The sequence below is a fragment of the Pseudomonas sp. AB6 genome (assembly GCF_034314105.1).
In the GTDB taxonomy this organism is placed as follows: Bacteria; Pseudomonadota; Gammaproteobacteria; order Pseudomonadales; family Pseudomonadaceae; genus Aquipseudomonas.
Map to the genome: position 1 here is coordinate 3,012,887 of NZ_JAVIWJ010000001.1, position 21,510 is coordinate 3,034,396.

General features: G+C 54.7%; 20 protein-coding genes. 5 read left to right on the forward strand and 15 right to left on the reverse strand.

Annotation, left to right across the window (positions count from 1 at the left end):
• Nucleotides 1–2: 2 nt before the first annotated feature.
• Together RGW60_RS14220 and RGW60_RS14225 are read right to left on the reverse strand one after the other, a co-directional pair.
• On the reverse strand, nt 3–2,357 hold the full coding sequence (locus RGW60_RS14220) for a putative bifunctional diguanylate cyclase/phosphodiesterase (protein WP_322205200.1): 2,355 nt from the start codon (nt 2,355–2,357) through the stop codon (nt 3–5).
• Complete coding sequence (locus tag RGW60_RS14225; protein ID WP_322205201.1) at nt 2,354–3,028, reverse strand: methylamine utilization protein; 675 nt, start codon at nt 3,026–3,028, stop codon at nt 2,354–2,356. The genes RGW60_RS14220 and RGW60_RS14225 overlap by 4 nt, the downstream gene beginning before the upstream one ends.
• Nucleotides 3,029–3,320: 292 nt before the next feature.
• On the opposite strand from RGW60_RS14225, the gene lon reads away from it, so the two are divergent.
• From lon to cmoB, 4 genes are all read left to right on the forward strand, one after another.
• The gene (gene lon / locus RGW60_RS14230; protein ID WP_407074063.1) at nt 3,321–5,711 is read left to right on the forward strand and encodes an endopeptidase La; all 2,391 of its coding nucleotides are present in this window, start codon (nt 3,321–3,323) and stop codon (nt 5,709–5,711) included.
• 101 nt (nt 5,712–5,812) lie between these two features.
• Nucleotides 5,813–6,202 (forward strand): protease inhibitor I42 family protein, encoded by a 390-nt coding sequence (locus RGW60_RS14235; RefSeq protein WP_322205203.1) that lies wholly within the window; start codon nt 5,813–5,815, stop codon nt 6,200–6,202.
• Nucleotides 6,203–6,417: 215 nt separating this feature from the next.
• Entirely contained in the window at nt 6,418–7,161 is a 744-nt protein-coding gene (cmoA, locus tag RGW60_RS14240; RefSeq protein ID WP_322205204.1) for a carboxy-S-adenosyl-L-methionine synthase CmoA, read from the forward strand.
• On the forward strand, nt 7,158–8,129 hold the full coding sequence (cmoB, locus tag RGW60_RS14245; protein WP_322205205.1) for a tRNA 5-methoxyuridine(34)/uridine 5-oxyacetic acid(34) synthase CmoB: 972 nt from the start codon (nt 7,158–7,160) through the stop codon (nt 8,127–8,129). Before cmoA ends, cmoB begins: the two co-directional genes overlap by 4 nt.
• A 103-nt stretch (nt 8,130–8,232) precedes the next feature.
• Here the strand turns inward: cmoB and pdxJ are convergent, their stop codons facing one another.
• From pdxJ to rpoE, 11 genes are all read right to left on the reverse strand, one after another.
• On the reverse strand, nt 8,233–8,979 hold the full coding sequence (pdxJ, locus tag RGW60_RS14250; RefSeq protein WP_322205206.1) for a pyridoxine 5'-phosphate synthase: 747 nt from the start codon (nt 8,977–8,979) through the stop codon (nt 8,233–8,235).
• Between the two features lie 50 nt (nt 8,980–9,029).
• On the reverse strand, nt 9,030–9,713 hold the full coding sequence (gene recO / locus RGW60_RS14255; RefSeq protein ID WP_322205207.1) for a DNA repair protein RecO: 684 nt from the start codon (nt 9,711–9,713) through the stop codon (nt 9,030–9,032).
• A 106-nt stretch (nt 9,714–9,819) separates the two neighbouring features.
• Nucleotides 9,820–10,722: a GTPase Era gene (gene era / locus RGW60_RS14260; protein ID WP_322165866.1), complete on the reverse strand. Its 903-nt coding sequence runs from the start codon at nt 10,720–10,722 to the stop codon at nt 9,820–9,822.
• Entirely contained in the window at nt 10,715–11,404 is a 690-nt protein-coding gene (rnc, locus tag RGW60_RS14265) for a ribonuclease III (protein WP_322205208.1), read from the reverse strand. Before rnc ends, era begins: the two co-directional genes overlap by 8 nt.
• A complete protein-coding gene (locus RGW60_RS14270; RefSeq protein ID WP_322205209.1) occupies nt 11,401–11,778 on the reverse strand; it encodes a DUF4845 domain-containing protein in 378 nt (125 codons plus the stop codon). The genes rnc and RGW60_RS14270 overlap by 4 nt, the downstream gene beginning before the upstream one ends.
• Nucleotides 11,779–11,892: 114 nt before the next feature.
• Entirely contained in the window at nt 11,893–12,747 is an 855-nt protein-coding gene (gene lepB / locus RGW60_RS14275; RefSeq protein ID WP_322205210.1) for a signal peptidase I, read from the reverse strand.
• Between the two features lie 5 nt (nt 12,748–12,752).
• Nucleotides 12,753–14,552: a translation elongation factor 4 gene (gene lepA / locus RGW60_RS14280; protein ID WP_322205211.1), complete on the reverse strand. Its 1,800-nt coding sequence runs from the start codon at nt 14,550–14,552 to the stop codon at nt 12,753–12,755.
• Between the two features lie 190 nt (nt 14,553–14,742).
• Entirely contained in the window at nt 14,743–16,119 is a 1,377-nt protein-coding gene (locus RGW60_RS14285; RefSeq protein ID WP_322206920.1) for a DegQ family serine endoprotease, read from the reverse strand.
• A gap of 356 nt (nt 16,120–16,475) precedes the next feature.
• Complete coding sequence (locus tag RGW60_RS14290; RefSeq protein ID WP_322205212.1) at nt 16,476–17,444, reverse strand: MucB/RseB C-terminal domain-containing protein; 969 nt, start codon at nt 17,442–17,444, stop codon at nt 16,476–16,478.
• 8 nt (nt 17,445–17,452) lie between these two features.
• Nucleotides 17,453–18,046 carry an RseA family anti-sigma factor gene (locus RGW60_RS14295; RefSeq protein ID WP_322205213.1) on the reverse strand — a complete coding sequence of 198 codons (594 nt, stop codon included), beginning with the start codon at nt 18,044–18,046 and terminating at the stop codon, nt 17,453–17,455.
• A gap of 31 nt (nt 18,047–18,077) precedes the next feature.
• Nucleotides 18,078–18,659 carry an RNA polymerase sigma factor RpoE gene (rpoE, locus tag RGW60_RS14300; RefSeq protein WP_020288878.1) on the reverse strand — a complete coding sequence of 194 codons (582 nt, stop codon included), beginning with the start codon at nt 18,657–18,659 and terminating at the stop codon, nt 18,078–18,080.
• Between the two features lie 500 nt (nt 18,660–19,159).
• Here rpoE and nadB point away from each other — a divergent pair, with 500 nt between their 5' ends.
• Nucleotides 19,160–20,776, forward strand: a complete 1,617-nt coding sequence (nadB, locus tag RGW60_RS14305; RefSeq protein ID WP_322205214.1) for an L-aspartate oxidase — start codon at nt 19,160–19,162, stop codon at nt 20,774–20,776.
• On the opposite strand, the gene RGW60_RS14310 is transcribed toward nadB, so the two are convergent.
• Both RGW60_RS14310 and RGW60_RS14315 read right to left on the reverse strand, forming a co-directional pair.
• Nucleotides 20,745–21,212, reverse strand: a complete 468-nt coding sequence (locus tag RGW60_RS14310; protein WP_322205215.1) for a protein YgfX — start codon at nt 21,210–21,212, stop codon at nt 20,745–20,747. The genes nadB and RGW60_RS14310 overlap by 32 nt on opposite strands.
• A complete protein-coding gene (locus tag RGW60_RS14315; protein WP_297845813.1) occupies nt 21,196–21,450 on the reverse strand; it encodes a succinate dehydrogenase assembly factor 2 in 255 nt (84 codons plus the stop codon). The genes RGW60_RS14310 and RGW60_RS14315 overlap by 17 nt, the downstream gene beginning before the upstream one ends.
• Nucleotides 21,451–21,510: the final 60 nt, after the last annotated feature.

Sequence of the window (21,510 nt, forward strand, 5' to 3'; positions counted from 1 at the left end):
AATCAGTGCACCATCAGGCTTAGTGGACTTAACGGCTGTGCAATCCACACCTCAAACGCCGCGGCGGTCAGCGGACGACTGATCAGGTAACCCTGAGCAGTGTCGCAGTGCCAACGTTCAAGGAGGCGCAGGCTGCGTTCATACTCGACGCCTTCGGCCACCACTTTGAGCCCCAGGTTATGACTCATCTCAATGGTCGAGCGGACGATGACCGCGTCTTCACTGGTCTCGTCCAGGTCACGGACAAACGACTGATCTATTTTGAGTTCCTGCACCGGTAGACGCTTGAGGTGCGCCAATGACGAATAGCCCGTGCCGAAGTCATCTACCGACAGGCTGATGCCACATTCACGCAAAAGGTGCAGCACTTTCAATGCGTGTTCGGGTTCGCGCATGACGGCGCTTTCGGTGATTTCAAAGATCAATTGATCGGCCGGAACCTGGTACTGGTGAAGCAAAGCCGACACACGCCCGACGAGTTCGTCGCTGAGCAAATCGTCTGCTGAAATGTTCAGGGATATCTGCACCTGCAAGCCGCGGCGGTTCCATTGAGCCCACTGGCGCATGACTTCTTCAATGACCCAATGGGTCAACAAATGAATGCTGCCAGTGCGCTCGGCAAGAACGATAAACTCCAGCGGAGAAACCAAACCGAATTGGGGATGCTGCCAACGTAACAGTGCTTCGGCCTGGCGCACCCGCCCCTGACGGATGTCCAGCTTGGGCTGGTAATGCAAAACCAACTCGTTATTGGCCGCTGCATGACGCAAATCGCGAATCAGGCTGATCTGGCGTTGGTGGGCCACATCGCGCCCCTGTTGATAGATTTGCAAACGACCCGGCAGAAGGGCGGCATCTTGTCGTGCAATGGCAGCTCGGCTGAGCAACTCCTGCGGCGCGGCACCGTCGGCTGGATATACCGCAATACCCACACAGCAATCCAGCGACAAGTCATGACTTCCTATCCGCTGGGGCTTAAGCAAGAGTTGCTGCAATTTGTCGGCCATAGCGACGGCGCCATCACTGCTGGTATTTTCCAGCAACAGCAAAAACTCATTGGCAGTGAGTCTCGCCACTGTGTCGCCAGGACGTAGAACTGCCTGCACCCGAGCACTCACTCCTTGCAGCATATGATCAACACCTTCAGCGCCGATGCTTTCATTGATCGCCCTGAAGTTGACAATATCTAGATACAGCAACGCCACTGGCCGCTCAGCAGCAATCGAACTGCCCAGACGCTCCATGGCCAATGCTCGGTTAGGCAAGCCGGTGAGAGTATCGTGAAGGGCGTTGTGTGCCAGTTGCTGTTCGCGCTCAGCGATGCCGCTTTGCATCAAGTTAAAAGCACTCGCGAGTCGACCTAATTCATCGCTGCGCTCGAGAACCAGCGGCGTTTGATAATCGCCTTCACCAATGCGTTCTGCCGCTTGCGCCAATGCACGCACCGGTAATGAAACGTTGCGCGCCAGTAGCAGAGCTCCGGCCAGCGACGCCAATAGGGCAGCGAGGGCGATCCAGATAATTTTTTCGTCTAGCGAAGCGAACGCTTGCATGGCCCGATCCACCGGACTTTGCAGCAGGGCGATCACTTGTCCGTCTTCAGGATTACCTGAATTGACCAAGGCCAGCGACTGACTGAGAAAGCGTTGATTCATATGCTGGGTCAGGTGCATTTGCCGACCTTGAGACGTGTCGAGCATCACGCTGTTGAGGCTGCTATAAAGTGAATCGGGCTGGGTGCTGACCATTTGCCCTGATTGCTGACTATCAACGGCAAGAAACGAAACTTCCAGACCGCTTAGAGAGCGCAGTTCTTGGGCAAAATCGATGTCAATTGCAAAGCCCATCACCACCCGGCCAATGGGCAACGGCGCTAGAACAGTACTTTCCACCAAGAGATGCGGCTTGCCATCTAGCGGCACGATCAGTGCCGAGGGACTGTTGCGAATTTGGCGCAACGCCTCGTCAAAACGGAACTGGCTGCCTTCAGGGATCTGATCCACGGTGCTAGCCAAGACTTTGCCATCCATGCTCAGCAGGAACATGTCACTGGCGTTGATCCGTGCGCCATGATTAAGCAGGACCGAGCGGATGGTCGCTGAATCGCCGCTGGCTACAGCGTCCCGAAAACCGAAATCTGCTGCCACCAATTGCACGCCATCGCGCAATTGTCGGCCACGTATATCCAGCAAACTCTGGAATACGCGGGTACCCACTTCCAACTGTTCTTCGGCCTGAATCCGCACCGCATTATCGGTGGCCACCTTGACCGCAAAATACACGGCGCCAATCACCACCAGCATTAACAGGATCAATACGCAAGCGATGCGCGCCTGAAAACTACTGCGAAGGTTCATTCATGTGCGGCCTTATTAAAGGCGTCGCCAAAGGCACTCGACGCCGGGGGGCGGTCCGTACCCGTGTCTTTGGGTTGTACCGTCAGCGTGAATCGTTGGCGCAACCCTTTGACCGGGACGTCGATCTCGCCACCCGATGTTGATTGCATATCGGGCGAATCAGGATGCCAGAGCGTTACTTTGTAATGCCCAGCAGGCAGTTGGTCGAATTTAATCGCACCGTCACCACCGCTCACGGCAAACCATGGATCGTCAGTGACATAAATGTAGCCCAGCATAGAGTCGTGAATATTGCAGCCCAGCACCACCACACCCGGTTTGTCGAACAGCACCGGTAATGAGGGCGTTCCTCCGTATAGCCTTAGTTCAAAACGTTTGGCAGGGGAGAACGAATACACTTGATGGCGGACGTTATCGCTGTTGGGAAAGGCGACTTGCGTGCCGGAATGGACGGCTAGCACATGCGGTTCGAATTGCTGGTCGCGTTGGTCCATATCGGCTTTAAGTGCCAGCGCCAGGTTGCCTGATGGACCCTGCAGCGTCAGCACTGCAAAGTGCAACGGCTTGCCACTCTGGTCCACGATATCTGCATCGAAATTGGCGGCGGACGCGCCCATCGTGAAAATGACCGAATACATCACCAGGACAACTGTAGAAAAAACGCGAGGCATACCTGTATCCATTCCGTAGCTACAAAGCCGATTAACTGTACGCCTGCATTGGCAACGAAAGAACTAGCAGGACAGATTAGTGACATGCATTGAGAAGGTCACGCTTTTAAAAAGGCATTTAGCTACTACTGTCGTCGAGCCGTCTTAATCGTATCGGCATTTCAGACAGCAACCTAAGCCTGGTGAATCAATTTTATCAGGCCATTGAAACCTGCTATGGCGTGCCCCATTTAAACAGCATATCCAATAATGCAGGTGCCCCATGAGCGACCAGCAAAACGACTCAGCGACTGTGTCAGATGACGTTAATGCAGAACACGAAGTAGCTTCAGGCTCCACCAGCACCAGTTTGGCTTTGCCGGGACAAAGTCTTCCTGACAAGGTATACATCATTCCGATTCACAACCGACCATTCTTTCCGGCCCAAGTATTGCCGGTGATAGTCAACGAAGAGCCTTGGGCCGAGACCCTTGAGCTGGTCAGCAAGTCTGACCATCATTCCCTGGCCCTGTTTTTCATGGACGCGCCAGCTGACGATACCCGCCATTTCGATACCCAAGCCTTGCCCGAATACGGGACTCTGGTGAAGGTCCATCATGCCAGTCGCGAGAATGGCAAGTTGCAGTTCGTGGCTCAAGGGCTAAACCGCGTCCGCATCCGAACCTGGCTCAAACACCATCGCCCACCGTACCTGGTTGAGGTTGAATACCCGCAGACGTCCGTCGAAGCGACTGACGAAGTTAAGGCGTATGGCATGGCCCTGATCAATGCGATCAAGGAATTGTTGCCGCTGAACCCGCTATACAGCGAAGAATTAAAAAACTACCTGAACCGCTTCAGCCCCAACGACCCTTCGCCGCTCACCGATTTCGCCGCCGCACTGACCTCGGCCACCGGGGTTGAGTTACAACAAGTGCTCGATTGCGTGCCCATGCTCAAGCGCATGGAAAAAGTCCTGCCAATGCTGCGCAAAGAAGTCGAAGTGGCGCGACTGCAAAAAGAAATTTCCGCCGAAGTGAATCGTAAGATCGGCGAACATCAACGCGAGTTCTTTCTTAAGGAACAACTAAAAGTCATTCAGCAAGAGCTGGGCTTAAGCAAAGACGACCGCAGCGCCGACATCGAACAGTTTGAACAGCGACTGGAAGGCAAAACATTGCCGCCGCAGGCCCGCAAGCGCATCGACGAAGAGATGAGCAAACTCTCGATCCTCGAAACCGGCTCACCAGAATATGCGGTCACGCGCAATTACCTTGACTGGGCCAGTTCGGTGCCATGGGGTGTTTACGGTAAAGACAAGCTGGACCTCAAGCATGCGCGCAAGGTACTCGACCAGCACCATGCCGGGCTGGATGACATCAAGAGTCGCATTCTCGAATTCCTTGCGGTAGGCGCTTACAAAGGCGAGATCAGCGGCTCAATTGTGTTGCTGGTTGGCCCCCCCGGGGTCGGCAAAACCAGCGTCGGCCGCTCGATTGCAGAATCACTGGGGCGCCCGTTCTATCGTTTCAGCGTCGGCGGCATGCGCGACGAAGCAGAAATCAAAGGTCACCGTCGAACTTACATCGGCGCGCAGCCGGGCAAGTTGGTCCAAGCGCTGAAAGAAGTCGAAGTCATGAACCCGGTGATAATGCTCGACGAGATCGACAAAATGGGCCAAAGCTACCAAGGCGACCCGGCCTCAGCGCTGCTGGAAACCCTCGATCCAGAACAAAACGTCGAATTCCTCGATCACTACCTGGATTTGCGTCTGGACCTGTCGAAGGTGCTGTTCGTCTGCACCGCCAACACCCTGGATTCGATTCCCGGCCCGCTATTGGACCGGATGGAAGTGATTCGCCTATCGGGCTACATCACTGAAGAAAAGCTCGCCATCGCCAAACGTCACTTGTGGCCAAAGCAATTGGCAAAAGCCGGCGTGTCGAAAACCAGCCTGAGCATCAGCGACAGCGCGTTGCGTCAGGTCATCGACGGCTACGCACGAGAAGCTGGCGTTCGGCAGTTGGAAAAACAACTTGGCAAACTGGTGCGCAAAGCGGTGGTCAAGCTGATCGACAGCCCGAACCTGGTGATCAAACTCGGACCCAAAGACCTCGAAGCATCGCTGGGGACGGTGGTCTTCCGTAACGAACAAGTGCTATCCGGTACTGGCGTCATCACCGGCTTGGCCTGGACCAGCATGGGCGGCGCAACTTTGCCTATCGAAGCCACCCGTATCCACACGCTCAATCGCGGTTTCAAACTCACCGGGCAGTTGGGCGATGTGATGAAAGAGTCTGCGGAAATCGCTTACAGCTACGTCAGCGCCAACCTTGCGCAATTCGGCGGTGATCCACGATTCTTTGATGAGGCATTTGTGCATTTACACGTGCCCGAGGGCGCGACACCGAAAGACGGCCCGAGCGCTGGCGTAACCATGGCCAGCGCGCTGCTTTCGTTGGCGCGCAACCAGGCGCCTAAAAGGGGGGTGGCTATGACGGGAGAACTGACGCTGACTGGGCATGTACTGCCGATTGGCGGGGTACGTGAGAAAGTCATCGCCGCACGTCGGCAAAAGATCCACGAATTAATCCTGCCGGAACCCAATCGTGGCAACTTCGACGAGCTGCCGGACTACCTTAAGGAAGGTATTACCGTGCACTTTGCCAAGCGCTTTGCCGATGTGGCGAAGATATTGTTTTAAGGGTTAATCGCTTCGCCAACAAGTTGACTCCTACAGATCCAGTCCAACTTGTTGGCGAGAAAGGCTATGCTTTGTGTTCGTTGCATACGACTGGAGCCTCCATGACTGCCCGCCTGCTCGTCCCCCTGAGCCTCGCCCTGCTTGCTGCTTGCGTGCAACAACCCCGTCAAATCGTTAGCCTTGATAAGCAAAGTGATTGTCCGCTGAAGTTGAAATCAGGACAAACCTTACTCCTAACCCTGCCTAGCACACCCGAAACCGGCTATCGCTGGGCGGTGCAAAACCCCGCACCCGGTGTATTGCGTAGCTTGGGTCCAGAGGTTTACAGCAACCCGGAAAATGCCGGAGTGGTGGGTACTGCGGGCCAGTCGGCATGGCGTTATCAAGCAGCCAATGCCGGAGCCGGGCGCTTGATGATGGTTTATCAACAGCCTTGGGCACCTGAAGTCGCACCCGTAAAGACATTTGAGTGCGCTATTACAGTTAATTAACTTCCAATAAGCCTGATTTCTTTGAAAGTTGCCGAGGCCTGCGACTCGGTTGAGTACCGGTTGCGCTCTTAAACCACTGAAGTCATGCAGAGCATGGCAGCCTTCGGCAGCTTGCTCCTAAAAGCCACAAGTTTGCTTGGCGACAGTGCGACGTCGCATCCTGTGACTAACTTCGCTAAAATGCCGGCCTTTTTAACCTCCTCGCTGGAATCGCCGTGAGTAAAGAACCCGACCGCATTTTCGCCCAGCCACTGGCCCAGGTGCAGGACTTCGCCTTTAACGAAGACGTGGTGCGTGTTTTTCCTGACATGATCAAGCGTTCGGTGCCCGGTTATCCCACGATTGTCGAAAATCTCGGTGTGCTCGCAGCGCAGTTCGCCCAGCCAAACAGCGTGTTGTACGACTTGGGCAGCTCCCTTGGCGCGGTTACTCAGTCGTTGCGCCGCCATGTACGCAGCGAAGGTTGTCGGGTGATCGCTGTGGACAATTCGGCGGCCATGATCAACCGATGCCGTGAATACCTCAAAGCACAGGATTCGATGTTTCAAGAGCTGTTGCCGGTTGAGGTCATCGAAGGCGATATTCTTGCTTTGGAATTTCAACCAGCTTCGGTGGTGGCATTGAATTTTACGTTGCAATTCGTCGCCCCCGCGCAACGCCAAGCCTTGCTCAGCCGGGTCCGCCAATCACTGGTTCCAGGCGGCGCGCTGATCCTTTCGGAAAAACTGCGGTTTAACGATGATCAAGAACACGCTCTACTCACCGATCTGCACATCGCGTTCAAACGCGCCAACGGCTACAGCGAACTGGAAATTGCGCAGAAGCGCAGCGCCATCGAAAACGTGATGAAGCCCGACAGTCTTGAAGAGCACCGGGATCGCCTGCTGGCGGCCGGGTTTTCCAAAGTGGTGCCGTGGTTCCAATGCCTTAACTTTGCCTCTTTGATTGCCCTGCCATGATTGATCTCGCTCCACTAGTCCGCCGTTTGGCAGGCACTCCCTTGGCTGAGTGGGCAAATGGCCTGCAAACGCAACTCGATACCAAGATGACTAAAAGTCATGGCGATCTTGAGCGCTGGCAAGGCGCGCTGGATGCCTTGCCGTCGCTGAAGCCGACACGCGTCGACCTGACTGAAAGTTTCACGCTTGCTCTTGATAAGACTGACGACTGCGATGCTGACACCCGCGCACAACTGCGCACCGCGCTAATGGGCTTGTCACCGTGGCGCAAAGGGCCGTTCGATGTATTCGGCGTGCACATCGACACCGAATGGCGCTCCGACTGGAAGTGGTCGAGGGTGTCGCCGCACCTGGACTTGAAAGGCAAGCGGGTTTTGGACGTTGGGTGCGGTAACGGCTATTACCAGTGGCGCATGCTGGGTGCCGGGGCTGACAGCGTGATCGGGATTGATCCAAATTGGCTGTTTTTCTGCCAGTTCCAGGCCATGCAGCGTTTTTTACCCGACCTGCCTGCCTGGCACCTGCCGTTTACCCTAGAAGACCTGCCGGCCAACCTGGAAGGCTTCGACACTGTATTTTCCATGGGCGTGCTCTACCACCGGCGATCGCCGATTGATCATCTGCTGGCGCTGAAAGACTGTTTGGTCAAAGGCGGCGAGTTGGTAATGGAGACCTTGGTGGTGGAAGGCGACGTTCAGAAAGTACTGGTGCCTGAAGACCGCTACGCACAAATGCGCAATGTCTGGTTTTTGCCATCGGTGCCCGCGCTGGAATTATGGTTGCGGCGCGCAGGGTTTGTTGACGTGCATTGTGTCGATGTCAGTACAACCACTGTCGAGGAGCAGCGCGGGACTGAGTGGATGCGTTTTCAGTCGTTAAGCGACTATCTGGACCCGGGTGACCACAGCCGCACGGTAGAAGGCTTGCCTGCGCCGATGCGGGCCGTAATTGTGGCGCGTAAGCCGTAAGGCCTGGGTTCGGAATAAACCTTCGCCAATGAATTCGCTCCCGGACAGAAAGTGGCGTGGGAGCGAATTTTTTTCGCGAATAAGACCCATGTGGTCTAGCTGATCAGCCCTTGGCAGCCGCTGCCACTATCAGCGCTTTCATCTGCGCCACCGCCGATTTGAAACCCACAAATAATGCGTGAGCCACCAGCGCATGGCCGATGTTCAGCTCGTTGATGCCTCTGATCGCCGCAACTGCTTCAACGTTGTGGTAATGCAAACCGTGACCGGCATTGACGATCAGGCCTTGAGCCAGCCCGAACGCTACGCTATCTGCTATGCGCTGCAGTTCGTCTACAACGTCGCTAGGGGTCTGCGCATCAGCGTAACGGCCTGTATGCAATTCAATAGTCGGTGCGCCAATGCGTTTGGACGCCGCTATCTGCCGCTCGTCAGGGTCAATGAATAAAGACACTTCGCAACCGACTTTCGTCAGGCGATCGACAGCAGACTTGATTCGCGCTTCTTGCCCCGCGACATCTAAACCGCCTTCCGTGGTCAGCTCCTGGCGCGTCTCTGGAACTAGACAAATATTTGCCGGGCGAAGGCGCTCGGCAAACGCGAGCATCTCTTCGGTGATGCCCATCTCGAAGTTCATGCGTGTTTGCAGCACATCTTTGAGCAACAGCACGTCGCGCTCCTGGATGTGACGGCGATCTTCGCGCAAATGTACAGTTATGCCATCAGCTCCTGCCTCTTCGGCATCCAGCGCGGCCTTTACCGGATCGGGGTAACGCGTGCCACGGGCCTGTCGCAGGGTGGCTACGTGGTCGATGTTCACGCCAAGAAGAATGCGAGTGCTTTGGGTCACGGATCTCTCCTGTCAGGTTGATCAAAAAAACAAGGCAGCATAAAGCCTGCTCACGGCTTACGAAACAATTCACGGCTAACCAGTGGCCGCCCACCCAAATGTACAGCGAGTGCCTGGCGCATCAGGCGTTTGGCTGCGGCCAGCGCGCCCGGTGCGTTCCAGTCCGCCTCAGCCATCGCCAACAACTCTACTCCCTGAAACACGCCGGGCTGCAACAACCAAACGCGCTCCAGCCCGGCATCCACTTGTAAGCGGTACATGCCATCTGCTGCCACAGGCTCACCGTTGATGTCAGCGTGTAGATCAAAGCCGTAACCGAGATCATCGAGCAAGCGCCATTCGAAAGAGCGCAACAAGGGTTCCAGCGGCCGACCTTCAGCCAATGCCAATAAAGTAGCGCCATAGTGGTTGAAAACAGCCGGATGTGGGACTTCAGGGGGTAATAGCCGAATTAGCAGTTCGTTCAGGTAAAGGCCACTGAAAAGTGCCTCGCCAATAAGCCAGGTCGAAAGGCCAGAGCTCTCCATGCGCCCGACATTCTTGAGCTCACCACGACCACGGAACTCGACTTCGAGCGGTACGAACGGCCGGGCCAAGGTGCCCGCCTTACCGCGTGCACTGCGCAAGACGGCGCGCAACAAGCCTTGAGGCGTGAGGAAGTCAACCAATGCGCTGCTTTCGCGGTACGCCCGGCTGTGCAGCACATAAGCAAGTTGGCCGGTTGGCGTGCTCATCGTTCAGGCAGGCTCGCAGATCGCAGCAATGGGAAGCGTAACGGATAACCGGTTGAGCCAAGCCCGGTGCCGGATCGACAAGGCGACCCCGCACCCGCCGTTCGGCTTAAAGGTCGGCGTAACCCAACGAACGCAAGGCGCGTTCGTCGTCGGACCAGCCGCCTTTGACCTTGACCCACAGATTGAGCATGACTTTGGAGTCGAACAGCAGCTCCATGTCACGGCGGGCGTCGGTACCGATACGCTTGATCCGCTCGCCCTTATCACCAATGATGATTTTTTTCTGCCCATCACGCTCTACCAGAATCAAAGCGTGGATATGCAAGGTTTTGCCTTGCTGCTTGAATTGCTCGATTTCCACCGTGATTTGATACGGCAGTTCGGCACCCAGCTGACGCATGATCTTTTCACGGACCAGTTCAGCCGCCAGGAAACGGCTGCTGCGGTCGGTAATTTGATCTTCCGGGAAAAAGTGATCGTTTTCCGGCAAGTGAGAAGCGATCAACCCTTCCAGTGCTTCAAGGTTGTGGCCCTGTTGCGCGGAAATCGGCACGATCTGCGCGTTAGGCAATTGGCCTTGTAGCCATTCCAGATGCGGCATCAACGCAGCTTTGTCTTCGAGACGATCCGTTTTGTTAATCGCCAGGATGACCGGACCTTGTACGTACTGAATGCGTTCCAGGACCATCTGGTCTTCGTCGGTCCAACGGGTACGGTCGACCACGAAAATCACCACGTCGACGTCTTTCAAGGCGGCCGAAGCGGTTTTGTTCATGTAGCGGTTTAGCGCTTTCTCGCCATTTTTGTGCATGCCGGGTGTATCGACGTAGACCGCTTGAATCGGGCCTTCGGTCTTGATGCCGAGCATGTTGTGACGGGTGGTCTGCGGCTTGCGTGAAGTAATCGCCAGCTTTTGGCCGAGAATGTGGTTCAGCAGCGTGGACTTGCCCACGTTGGGGCGGCCAACAATGGCAACATAGCCACAGCGAGTTGCGGTTGAATCAGTCATGGCCGTTCTCCACACCAAGGGCAATGAGTGCTGCGGCCGCGGCTACCTGCTCGGCAATGCGACGACTAACACCCTGACCCCGGCTTTTTTCATTCAATAAGTTGATCTCACACTCGACAAAAAACAGTCGGCAGTGCGGTTCGCCCTGAATATCCACCACTTCGTAACGTGGGAGGTCACAGGCGCGCGATTGCAAAAACTCTTGTAGGCGGGTTTTTGGATCTTTGTTGGTATCAACCAGGGTCAGGCTGTCGAACTCGGTGGTTAGCCAGGCCAGTACACGCTCACGCGCCATGTCCATGCCCGCGTCCAGATAGATTGCACCGATCAACGCTTCTAAGGCGTCGGCCAAAATTGATTCGCGACGGAACCCCCCGCTTTTCAATTCGCCGGAACCCAAGCGCAGATACTCGCCCAAGTCGAAACCACGGGCCAGCAATGCCAGGGTTTCACCCTTTACCAAGCGCGCCCGAAGCCGCGATAACTGGCCCTCTCGCGCCAGAGGGAAGCGGTCGAACAAAGCTTCCCCGGCGACAAAGTTCAAAATAGCGTCACCGAGGAACTCCAGACGCTCGTTGTTACGGCCGGCAAAACTCCGGTGTGTCAGGGCAAGGATCATCAGTTCCTGATCCTTGAAGGTGTAGCCGAGCTGACGCTCCAAGCGACTCAAGGATACGCTCACGGTTTTGCCACACTGAATTCGTGATCGAACTTTATCACCAGATCAATATTCTCGATCAGGGGTTCGCGATTCTCATATTTTAAATGGGCGAGGAACTGATTGTTCTGCACCGTCACACTTAACGCCTTGTTCAAATCCAAATCCCGAATGCTGTTGACCTCCATGCCCTTTCTGACATGGCTGTAAAAATCGCTGATCGTCGTAATTTCCAGCGTTTTGTCGGTATCGACCGAGCTAATAATATTCTTCAATGACATATAGTCGAGGTAATGCGGAATCACCTTGAACGCCGTGCTCGCCACAAAAGCGACCAGCGCCAATGTCAGCAACCAACCAAAGAACGACAAACCCTTTTGCGAAACGGCGGATGTCATATTCGACCTCAAGCGTAGCTGCTCTAATTGCAAGCAAGGTTGTTATGCCGCTGCCGGCGTTTCAGGCCAGCCCAAATGACATACGGCGCTGTTGTGAAACAGCGCCGTATTTACTTACTTGATCAAGCCGACCCGAGAGATATTCGGGAAATGACTAAGTTTCGGCTCAGGCCAGCTCATCCAGACAGCAAAGGCTTTACCCACAATATTCTTGTCGGGAACCATGCCCAACTCATCCTTGGGAATATTGGGATCGTCCCAAAAACGGCTGTCATTGGAGTTGTCACGGTTGTCACCCATCATGAAATAGTGCGCCGCAGGCACGGTCCACTCATGATCAGGTGGCGCACGGTAACGACTCATTTCCTGGCGAATCTGATGCTCGACTTCACCCAGTTTCTCTTGATAAAGCTCTGCGCTACCTAACGTGCCCGGTTCAGAGCCGATCAACTGTTTAGCGACCAACTCACCATTGATGAACAGGCGCTTGTCGTTGGTATAGCGAATTCGATCACCAGGCAAACCCACTACCCGCTTGATGTAATTAACGCTCGGGTCGCTAGGGTAACGAAACACCATGACATCGCCGCGCTGCGGGTTACCTATCTGGATCACTTTCTGATCCAGTACAGGCAAGCGAATGCCGTAGGAAAACTTATTCACCAGGATGAAATCACCCACGTCCAGTGTTGGCTTCATCGACCCCGAAGGAATCTGAAAAGGCTCTACCAGAAAGGAGCGCAAAATCAGCACGATGAATAGAACTGGAAAGAATGATTTGCCGTATTCAACCAACAACGGTTCTTTGTTTAGCCGCTCTACGATGGCGAGATCCGGCTGGCTGACGCTGCCCTGATAAGTCGTTATCGCGATACGCCGACGTGGCGCCAAAATGGCCAGATCGAGCAAAGCGAGCAAACCGCATACGAAAACGGCGATGACCAACAACAGCGGGAAATTTAGTGACATAGGACCTAACTATCCAACCTGAGCACTGCAAGGAAGGCTTCCTGTGGAATTTCCACATTACCGACCTGCTTCATGCGTTTTTTACCGGCCTTCTGCTTCTCGAGCAGTTTACGCTTACGGCTGACGTCGCCACCGTAACATTTGGCCAGTACGTTCTTTCTGAGCGCCTTGACCGTTGTACGCGCCACAACCTGCCCGCCAATGGCGGCCTGGATTGCAACATCGAACATCTGCCGCGGAATCAGTTCTTTCATCTTTTCGGTTAGCGCGCGACCTTTGAAGTTCGCGTTATCGCGGTGCACGATCAATGCCAACGCGTCGACTTTCTCACCATTAATCAACACATCAAGCTTGACCAGGTTTGCAGATTGGTAACGGTTGAAATGGTAGTCCAAAGACGCATAACCGCGGCTTACAGACTTGAGACGGTCGAAGAAGTCCAGAACCACTTCGTTCATTGGCAGGTCGTAGGTCACTTGTACTTGAGTGCCCAGGAATAACATGTCGTGTTGCACGCCACGTTTTTCGATGCACAGCGTAATGACGTTGCCTAGGTGCTCTTGGGGCACAAGAATGTTGGCACGCACAATGGGTTCGCGCATGTCTTCAATTGTGGACTGATCCGGAAGCTTTGACGGGTTATCGACAAGAATCGTTTCCCCCGTTTTCAACAGCAATTCGAAAATTACTGTTGGCGCGGTCGTGATCAGGTCCAAATCGTATTCGCGTTCAAGACGCTCCTGGATGATCTCCATGTGGAGCATGCCAAGGAAGCCGCAACGAAATCCGAAACCAAGCGCGTCGGAGGCTTCCGGCGCGTACTGCAGGGAAGAGTCGTTCAGCGTGAGCTTTTGCAGCGCTTCGCGGAAGTCTTCGAAATCGTCAGAGCTGACCGGAAACAGACCCGCATACACCTGCGGTTGGACACGCTTGAAGCCGGGCAACACATCAACATCAGGCGTGGTGCTCAGGGTCAGCGTGTCACCAACGGGAGCCCCGTGAATGTCTTTGATGCCGGCGATGATGAAACCTACTTCGCCAGCTTTCAGATCAACGGTCTGTGTATGCTTGGGCGAAAACACGCCCACGCTGTCCACCAAGTGCATTTTTCCGGTGGACTTGACCAGAATCTTGTCACCCTTGCGTACACGTCCGTTGCGCACGCGCACCAGCGACACAACGCCAAGGTAGTTGTCGAACCATGAATCGATGATCAACGCTTGCAGCGGCGCATCGATATCGCCGGTCGGAGCAGGGATGGTGTGAACCAGACGCTCCAGTACTTCATCGACGCCGAGACCGGTTTTGGCCGAGCAGGCAACTGCGTCAGTGGCATCAATGCCGATAATTTTCTCGATTTCTTCCTTGACGCGATCAGGGTCAGCCTGCGGTAAATCGATCTTGTTCAACACCGGCATGACCTCAAGGCCCTGCTCGATGGCGGTGTAGCAGTTGGCGACAGACTGGGCTTCAACCCCTTGACCCGCATCGACAACCAGCAGCGCGCCTTCGCAGGCAGCCAGCGAACGGCTGACTTCATAGGTGAAGTCAACGTGGCCTGGGGTATCGATGAAGTTCAACTGATAGGTTTTGCCGTCCAGCGCCTTGTAGTAAAGGGTAACGCTGTGAGCCTTGATGGTGATGCCGCGCTCGCGCTCCAAATCCATGGAATCGAGGACCTGAGCTTCCATTTCGCGCTCGGACAAGCCGCCACACATTTGAATGAAGCGGTCTGCCAGCGTCGACTTGCCATGGTCAATGTGGGCGATGATGGAGAAATTGCGGATATGACTCAAATCACTCACGGGTCAACACTCAAAAAGGTTGCAGGCAGACTGCCCGCCGAAAAATAGCCGGGAATTGTACCTGATGGAAGGCTGGGGCGTCACGTTCGTAAGGCAAGCAACGATCGGTATCAGCCCTGACAATCGCATTCCCTGAATGACGGAAACAAAAAAGGGCGGTGATTACCGCCCTTTACTAAGCATGTGTCAGTTATTCAGCCAGTTTGAATGTAATAAAGCTCGCACGGCCCTGGCGCAAGACACGCATGGACACAGAACGATTCTTCGGCAGGTCTTTAGCAACCTCAGTGAAATTTTTGGCTGACGTGATCGCCTGATTGTTCAAGTGGGTAATCACATCGCCCGGCTGCAGACCAATTAAAGACGCAGGACCTTCCTGCACTTCTTTGATCACCACACCGCCCTTCAGATCGAAATTCTTTTTCTGTTCAGCGGTCAATTCAACCACCGAAACACCGAGACGATTACTGCTGCGCTCGACACCGTCCCCAGGAACTCCCATTTCCTGGCCTTCGTCCGGAAGTGCACCAATGGTAACACTCAGGGTTTGACGCTTGCCGTCGCGAATCACTTCAAGATCGGCTTTACTGCCATCCTTCATGTTGCCGACCAGATGTGGAAGGTCGGCGGACATGACAATGGGCTGACCATTGGCACTGAGAATCACGTCACCAACCTGAACACCACCTTTGGCCGCAGGACCGTTGTCCAGCACCTGCGCCACCAGTGCACCGGCAGGCTTGTCCAGACCGAAGGACTCAGCGAGGTCTTTGTTGACTTCCTGAATCACCACGCCTAACCAGCCGCGATTGACCTTACCACCCGATTTCAGTTGATTGGCAACGTCCATGGCGACATCGATTGGAATTGCGAAGGATAGGCCCATGAATCCACCGGAGCGGGTGAAAATCTGCGAGTTGATTCCGACCACTTCGCCGGCCATGTTGAACAGCGGGCCACCGGAGTTACCCGGATTGATGGCGACGTCGGTCTGAATGAATGGCACATAGGTGTCATTAGGCAGACTGCGGCCCTTGGCGCTAACAATGCCTTTGGTTACAGAGTGATCGAAGCCGAACGGCGAACCTATCGCCAACACCCACTCACCGACTTTAAGTTTGTCTGAATCACCAATTTTGACGATGGGCAGATCCTTGCCATCAATTTTCAGCACCGCAACGTCGGTGCGTGGGTCGGTACCGACTAATTTTGCTTTGAGCTCGCTGCGATCAGACAAACGCACGATAATTTCGTCCGCGCCTTCAATTACGTGGTTATTGGTCAGCACGTATCCGTCGGATGAGATGATGAAGCCAGAGCCCAGAGATTGAGCCTCGCGCTGACGATCACCTTTAGGGGTGCGTTGACCTTTGGGAATACTGCGTTCGAAGAACTCTCGAAGTTGTGGCGGGAGGCCATCCAGGTCGGGCATTTGACCACTTGCAACGGACCGTTCAGGCATTTTTTGCCGCGTACTGATGTTTACGACAGCAGGCGAAGCTTGCTCGACCAAACCGGTAAAGTCAGGTAAAGCCTCTGCCTGGGCAATGGCCACTTGACTGAACATCAATACAGCGGCAACGAGTGACAAATAGGACTTTAAGCGAGGTATCAACATACGTCTCCCGTTCACAACGAGCATGGTTAAGCTGTCGGACCGACCGGCCCGAAAAAGCTGGTGCACATCGCATGCGACTGCGAATGCATTCTGTCAGCCAATTTTCTTGACCCAGAAACGACTAAGGCCAGAGCTGGTGAGCTATGACCTATAGAAACAATCGATTTTTTTTGCAACTTTGAACTTTCACAAAACATTTCAGCATCTCAACTACGAAACACGCTCGAACTCGTTTTGCCAATCATACTGTCGAGGATGAGAAAATCTCGTTGACCACGTTGACGCTTTCCGTCGTTGCCCAATACCTATTTGGCAACCTGTTTGGGCTGCGAATCTGTACTGCGCATTGAAAGCGCAATGCGCTCAGCAGTCCCTATAGGAATCTCTCCCACAACCGTTACCATGGAATCGCCCGAGACGGTGGCTACCCGACGCGAAACCGCAACGGTGGGACCTAACTGAGTGCGAATGTCAGCAACATCCGCAGTGTTTACCGGCTCAATAAATACTGAGAACCGAGCCAGTCCATCGTCATACATCAAACTGGTGAGCGTTGCTTTGGACGCAGCATCCTGCCGTACAGAACTGCTACTCAACTGAAATCCATCAGGAACCCAGTCCGACCGCCAAGTTGACGGAATTTTGGGTACACCTTCTCGAATGTTAACTACTTGAACAGGTTTGCAATCGGCAGTCGTTTCCAGCATCTGATCGGTTGGGATGTCGCGGGTATCCAGTTCGGTGAACTGAAATCGCTCGAGCAGTTGCCCTTTGTCATTGAGTAATAATGACTTCAGGGGCAATGCTGTTTCGCTATCGATGTGTAATTCAATTCCGTAGCGATGTTGATCACGCGGCATTAGTGCAACGATAATTGCATTGCGACCGGCCACACGAGACTTCCCGACTATGTTCATTTCATAGAAGGCAGATAGTTTTTTGGGATCAAACGCACGTGCCGGAGAGCTCGGCTGATTGGTCATACCGGTCACAAAAGCGCCACTTACGCACTGGGTAAGCCCATCAACGCGCAGCACCTCTTGTGCAGAACCATCAAGTTGAAGCATGCGCTCACGAACATTGCCACCAGCTACACGGTGCCAGATTCGATGGGTAGAGAAACTGCCATTACGCTCATAGACAAAAGTGCCTTGAAAGCTCTGCTGTTGCTCGGCCTGCGCAAGACGTCTAAGAATGTCTTGCGCGTCCTCGGCATGCGCTGGAAGAACCAGCCACCCACTGAGCATAAAGGGCAATAGAGGGATGGCGCGCATGGTCCTCCTTAACGGTTTTCCAGGCTAGCTGCACGGGCATAGGGCAATGCGCTTTCAGTACCTTTCAAAGCAGCTTGCTGAGCGTGCTGGCGCAGATAACCTGGCAGACGCTGATCATGCCAGCCTGCCTGGCCTTGCAACACGCCAGTAGCCATTGGGCCCGGGGCTAGATCAGAGCTTTCTTTGTAACCAGCCAGAACTGCAGGACCTTTCACTTGCAGGACTGCCAGATTTGCGGGCTGAGGAGCTTGCTGGGCAAGCTTCAACCCTGCGATGTCGTCCTGATTGTACAAACGCACACCGGCCAGCACTGCAACCGTTACTGAAGCAGCGACCGCCAAGCGACCTAAGCTACGCCAAGGCTTGCGCGGCGCCTTGAGCGGGCTCAATTCATCGGCAATCGCGGCAGAAACAGCAGCAGATATATCCAGATGAGGCAATAGCAAATCTTTGTGCATTGCGGCACGAGCAACTTGGTAACGCGACCAGGTGGCACGTGTATCAGCATCGTCAAAGGCATTCAGCACCCGACGTATTTCCAGCTCATCCGCTTCGTTGTCCATCACTGCGGACAGCGATTCCTGCAGGGCTTCACGACTCATGGCGGTTCCTCTCTTGGCTATCGCCGCTGTCTCAGGACTCCTGCAACAACGGCTGCAGGGCTTTATCGATGGCTTCCCGAGCGCGGAAAATCCGAGATCGCACGGTACCCACCGGACACTGCATGACACTGGCAATGTCCTCGTAACTCAGACCGTCGAATTCGCGTAAAGTTAGAGCCGTACGTAAATCTTCCGGAAGTAACTGGATAGTTCGATGGACAGTGCCCTCGATCTCATCCCTCAACAATGCACGCTCTGGTGACTCGATATCCTTGAGGCCATGATCACCGTCATAGAACTCCGCGTCTTCAGACCTTACATCGCTATCTGGTGGTCGCCGACCTCTCGACACCAAATAGTTTTTCGCCGTATTAATGGCGATGCGGTACAGCCAAGTATAAAAGGCGCTGTCGCCGCGAAAATTACCAAGTGCGCGATAGGCTTTAATAAACGCTTCTTGCGCAACGTCCTGGGCTTCATGGGTGTCGTGCACAAATCGCACGATCAACCCGAGAATTTTGTGCTGGTATTTCAGCACGAGCAGATCAAACGCTCGTTTATCGCCGCGCTGTACGCGCTCGACAAGCTGCTGATCCTCTTCCTGGGTTAGCATGAACACTCCTCGGTAGACCTGAAAGAGTGCTGCATCGGCCGCTGAGCTGGCCTGCAATCATAGACTCGGGCTTTTCGCAAAAGTTCTCCCCCTTCAAGCAAGTTTCCTACGGACAGTCATTAGCCCGCACGAAAAACGCAGCTCGGACATGGCCGGGCTGCGCAAATAATCTTGTCGCCGTTCACTATCGGCGCGGTCAATTAGACCCGCACACAAACGACGCGTCCCTTTATAGGCAACCTGCTATTGAGCTCGGGCGGTACGTAAAGTTCCCGGCATTTCGCTATCAGGTGTAAGACATCGCCACTATCCGAGCAGGAAACATACTTCACGACTGAAACAGTCATGGCTCCATCTACCCAGAGGGAAAACGGTATGCAGATCTGTTCAGACTAGAGCACACTCCTGCCCCGCTGTGGTTTCACAATGCCATAAAAGCTCGGCTATTGTGCCGACCCACCCCTTTATATACTAGTGGCCGCTGTGAGCGGAGTTCTGACATGAGCCAACATTTTCAACACGACGTCTTGATCGTTGGTAGCGGCGCCGCAGGCCTGAGCCTTGCGCTGACCCTACCCAATCATTTGCGCATTGCCATTCTGAGTAAAGGCGATCTGGCCAATGGCTCGACATTCTGGGCGCAAGGCGGCGTCGCCGCAGTGCTGGACAACACGGATACCGTACAGTCCCATGTCGAGGACACCCTCAATGCTGGCGGTGGTTTATGCCATGAAGACGCCGTGCGCTTCACCGTCGAACACAGCCGAGAAGCCATTCAGTGGCTCATTGACCAAGGCGTGCCGTTCACCCGTGATGATCAATCGACAACGGAAGACGGCGGATTTGAATTCCATTTGACGCGTGAGGGCGGCCACAGCCATCGCCGCATCATTCATGCCGCCGACGCTACCGGCGCCGCGATCTTCAAGACGCTGCTGTCTCAAGCGAGACTACGGCCTAATATCGAACTGCTTGAGCAGCGCGTTGCAGTGGATTTAATCACCGAACGCCGCTTAGGCCTAGAAGGTCAGCGCTGCCTTGGCGCCTATGTGCTCAACCGCGCCAGTGGCGAAGTCGATACCTACGGTGCTCGTTTTACTATTCTCGCATCGGGCGGCGCAGCGAAAGTTTACCTGTACACCAGCAATCCCGATGGCGCTTGTGGTGATGGGATAGCCATGGCTTGGCGCTCCGGTTGCCGGGTTGCGAATCTGGAATTCAATCAGTTTCACCCTACCTGCCTGTATCACCCGCAAGCCAAAAGCTTCCTGGTAACCGAAGCGCTCCGAGGCGAAGGCGCATTGCTCAAATTGCCCAATGGCGAACGCTTCATGCAGCGCTTCGATCCCCGGGCCGAATTGGCGCCACGTGATATCGTCGCCCGTGCCATCGACCATGAAATGAAGCGCCTGGGCATCGACTGCGTCTATCTGGACATCAGCCACAAGCCCGAGGCATTCATCAAGACCCACTTCCCAACTGTTTATGAACGCTGCCTCGAATTCTCCATCGACATAACTAAACAGCCAATACCGGTAGTGCCCGCAGCGCACTACACCTGCGGTGGAGTGATGGTCAACGAGCAAGGTCGCACCGACGTTCCAGGCCTATATGCCATTGGCGAAACCAGCTTTACCGGCCTTCACGGCGCCAACCGAATGGCAAGCAATTCGTTGCTGGAGTGCTTCGTCTACGCCCGATCTGCTGCCGCGGACATCCTCGAACAATTACCGAACGCCGCCATGCCCGAAGAACTACCGACCTGGGACGCCAGCCAAGTAACCGATTCCGATGAAGACGTGATCATCGCCCACAACTGGGACGAATTGCGTCGATTCATGTGGGACTACGTAGGCATTGTGCGCACTAACAAGCGCCTGCAGCGTGCACAGCACCGAGTGCGTCTGCTGCTCGACGAGATTGATGAGTTTTACAGCAACTATAAAGTCAGCCGTGACTTGATAGAGCTAAGGAATCTGGCTCAAGTCGCCGAATTGATGATCAGTTCGGCCATGGAGCGAAAGGAATCTCGGGGATTGCACTACACCCTGGATTACCCAGACATGCTGCCTGTGGCACTCGATACTATTCTGGTGCCGCCCACCTACGTCGGCTGAATTTTAAACGCACGCGCAAACGCCGGTGTACCTCCGGCGTCAGTGCGTCGCGCGCAATACAAAGGCCCCGCACCCTGCGCCCGATTAATCGCGGCTCGTTGACAAGGCGAAAGCGCAGCACTACCAGTAGTGGCAATGCCAGACTGTCACGACGTAATTGCACCGCCTGCCAGCCGTTGGCATCGCTCCATAGCTGCCATCCGTCAGCGTCGCGGCGCAAACCGGTGAACGCTGCCGGGGAGCTCAGCAAAATAAACTGCGGCAGCGCCCAGGCCCCATGAGCCAAACACGCGAAAGCGCCGAGTGCACGGCCCCACCAAAACACGTCTAGAAAAAACAACGAAATCAGCGCCAGCACCTGCGCTATTAAATATGCCGCCAGCAATAGCCGCGACGGCCGCCAACGACATTCGAAGCGCTCACTTCGGCTGGACACGATCCAGAATCATTCTGACCATACGCTGCAGCTCTGGGTCTTCTGACTCTGCGCGCTGCATGAACCAACCAAACATGTCTTGGTCTTCGGAGGTTAGTAATCGACGATACAAATCGCGATCTTCCGCGTTTAGCGTGGCGTATACCTCTTTTACAAACGGTACCAACAGTACATCCAGCTCCAGCATGCCACGGCGGCTGTGCCAGTAGAGCCGGTTGAGTTCAACGTCATCGACCATGGAGCGCTCCTCAAATTAGGCGGCAAGTATACAGGCGCAGGTCAGCGAGACGCACTGCGC

Excerpts from the sequence above, each read along its gene's own strand:
- nadB (WP_322205214.1), top strand. The coding sequence starts at position 19,160 with ATGAGCCAACATTTTCAACACGACGTCTTGATCGTTGGTAGCGGCGCC.
- RGW60_RS14290 (WP_322205212.1), bottom strand. The coding sequence starts at position 17,444 with ATGCGCGCCATCCCTCTATTGCCCTTTATGCTCAGTGGGTGGCTGGTT.
- RGW60_RS14220 (WP_322205200.1), bottom strand. The coding sequence starts at position 2,357 with ATGAACCTTCGCAGTAGTTTTCAGGCGCGCATCGCTTGCGTATTGATC.
- recO (WP_322205207.1), bottom strand. The coding sequence starts at position 9,713 with ATGAGCACGCCAACCGGCCAACTTGCTTATGTGCTGCACAGCCGGGCG.
- rpoE (WP_020288878.1), bottom strand. The coding sequence starts at position 18,659 with ATGCTAACCCAGGAAGAGGATCAGCAGCTTGTCGAGCGCGTACAGCGC.
- RGW60_RS14285 (WP_322206920.1), bottom strand. The coding sequence starts at position 16,119 with ATGTTCAGTCAAGTGGCCATTGCCCAGGCAGAGGCTTTACCTGACTTT.
- RGW60_RS14295 (WP_322205213.1), bottom strand. The coding sequence starts at position 18,046 with ATGAGTCGTGAAGCCCTGCAGGAATCGCTGTCCGCAGTGATGGACAAC.
- cmoB (WP_322205205.1), top strand. The coding sequence starts at position 7,158 with ATGATTGATCTCGCTCCACTAGTCCGCCGTTTGGCAGGCACTCCCTTG.
- RGW60_RS14270 (WP_322205209.1), bottom strand. The coding sequence starts at position 11,778 with ATGACATCCGCCGTTTCGCAAAAGGGTTTGTCGTTCTTTGGTTGGTTG.
- era (WP_322165866.1), bottom strand. The coding sequence starts at position 10,722 with ATGACTGATTCAACCGCAACTCGCTGTGGCTATGTTGCCATTGTTGGC.
- lepB (WP_322205210.1), bottom strand. The coding sequence starts at position 12,747 with ATGTCACTAAATTTCCCGCTGTTGTTGGTCATCGCCGTTTTCGTATGC.
- RGW60_RS14225 (WP_322205201.1), bottom strand. The coding sequence starts at position 3,028 with ATGCCTCGCGTTTTTTCTACAGTTGTCCTGGTGATGTATTCGGTCATT.
- RGW60_RS14315 (WP_297845813.1), bottom strand. The coding sequence starts at position 21,450 with ATGGTCGATGACGTTGAACTCAACCGGCTCTACTGGCACAGCCGCCGT.
- RGW60_RS14235 (WP_322205203.1), top strand. The coding sequence starts at position 5,813 with ATGACTGCCCGCCTGCTCGTCCCCCTGAGCCTCGCCCTGCTTGCTGCT.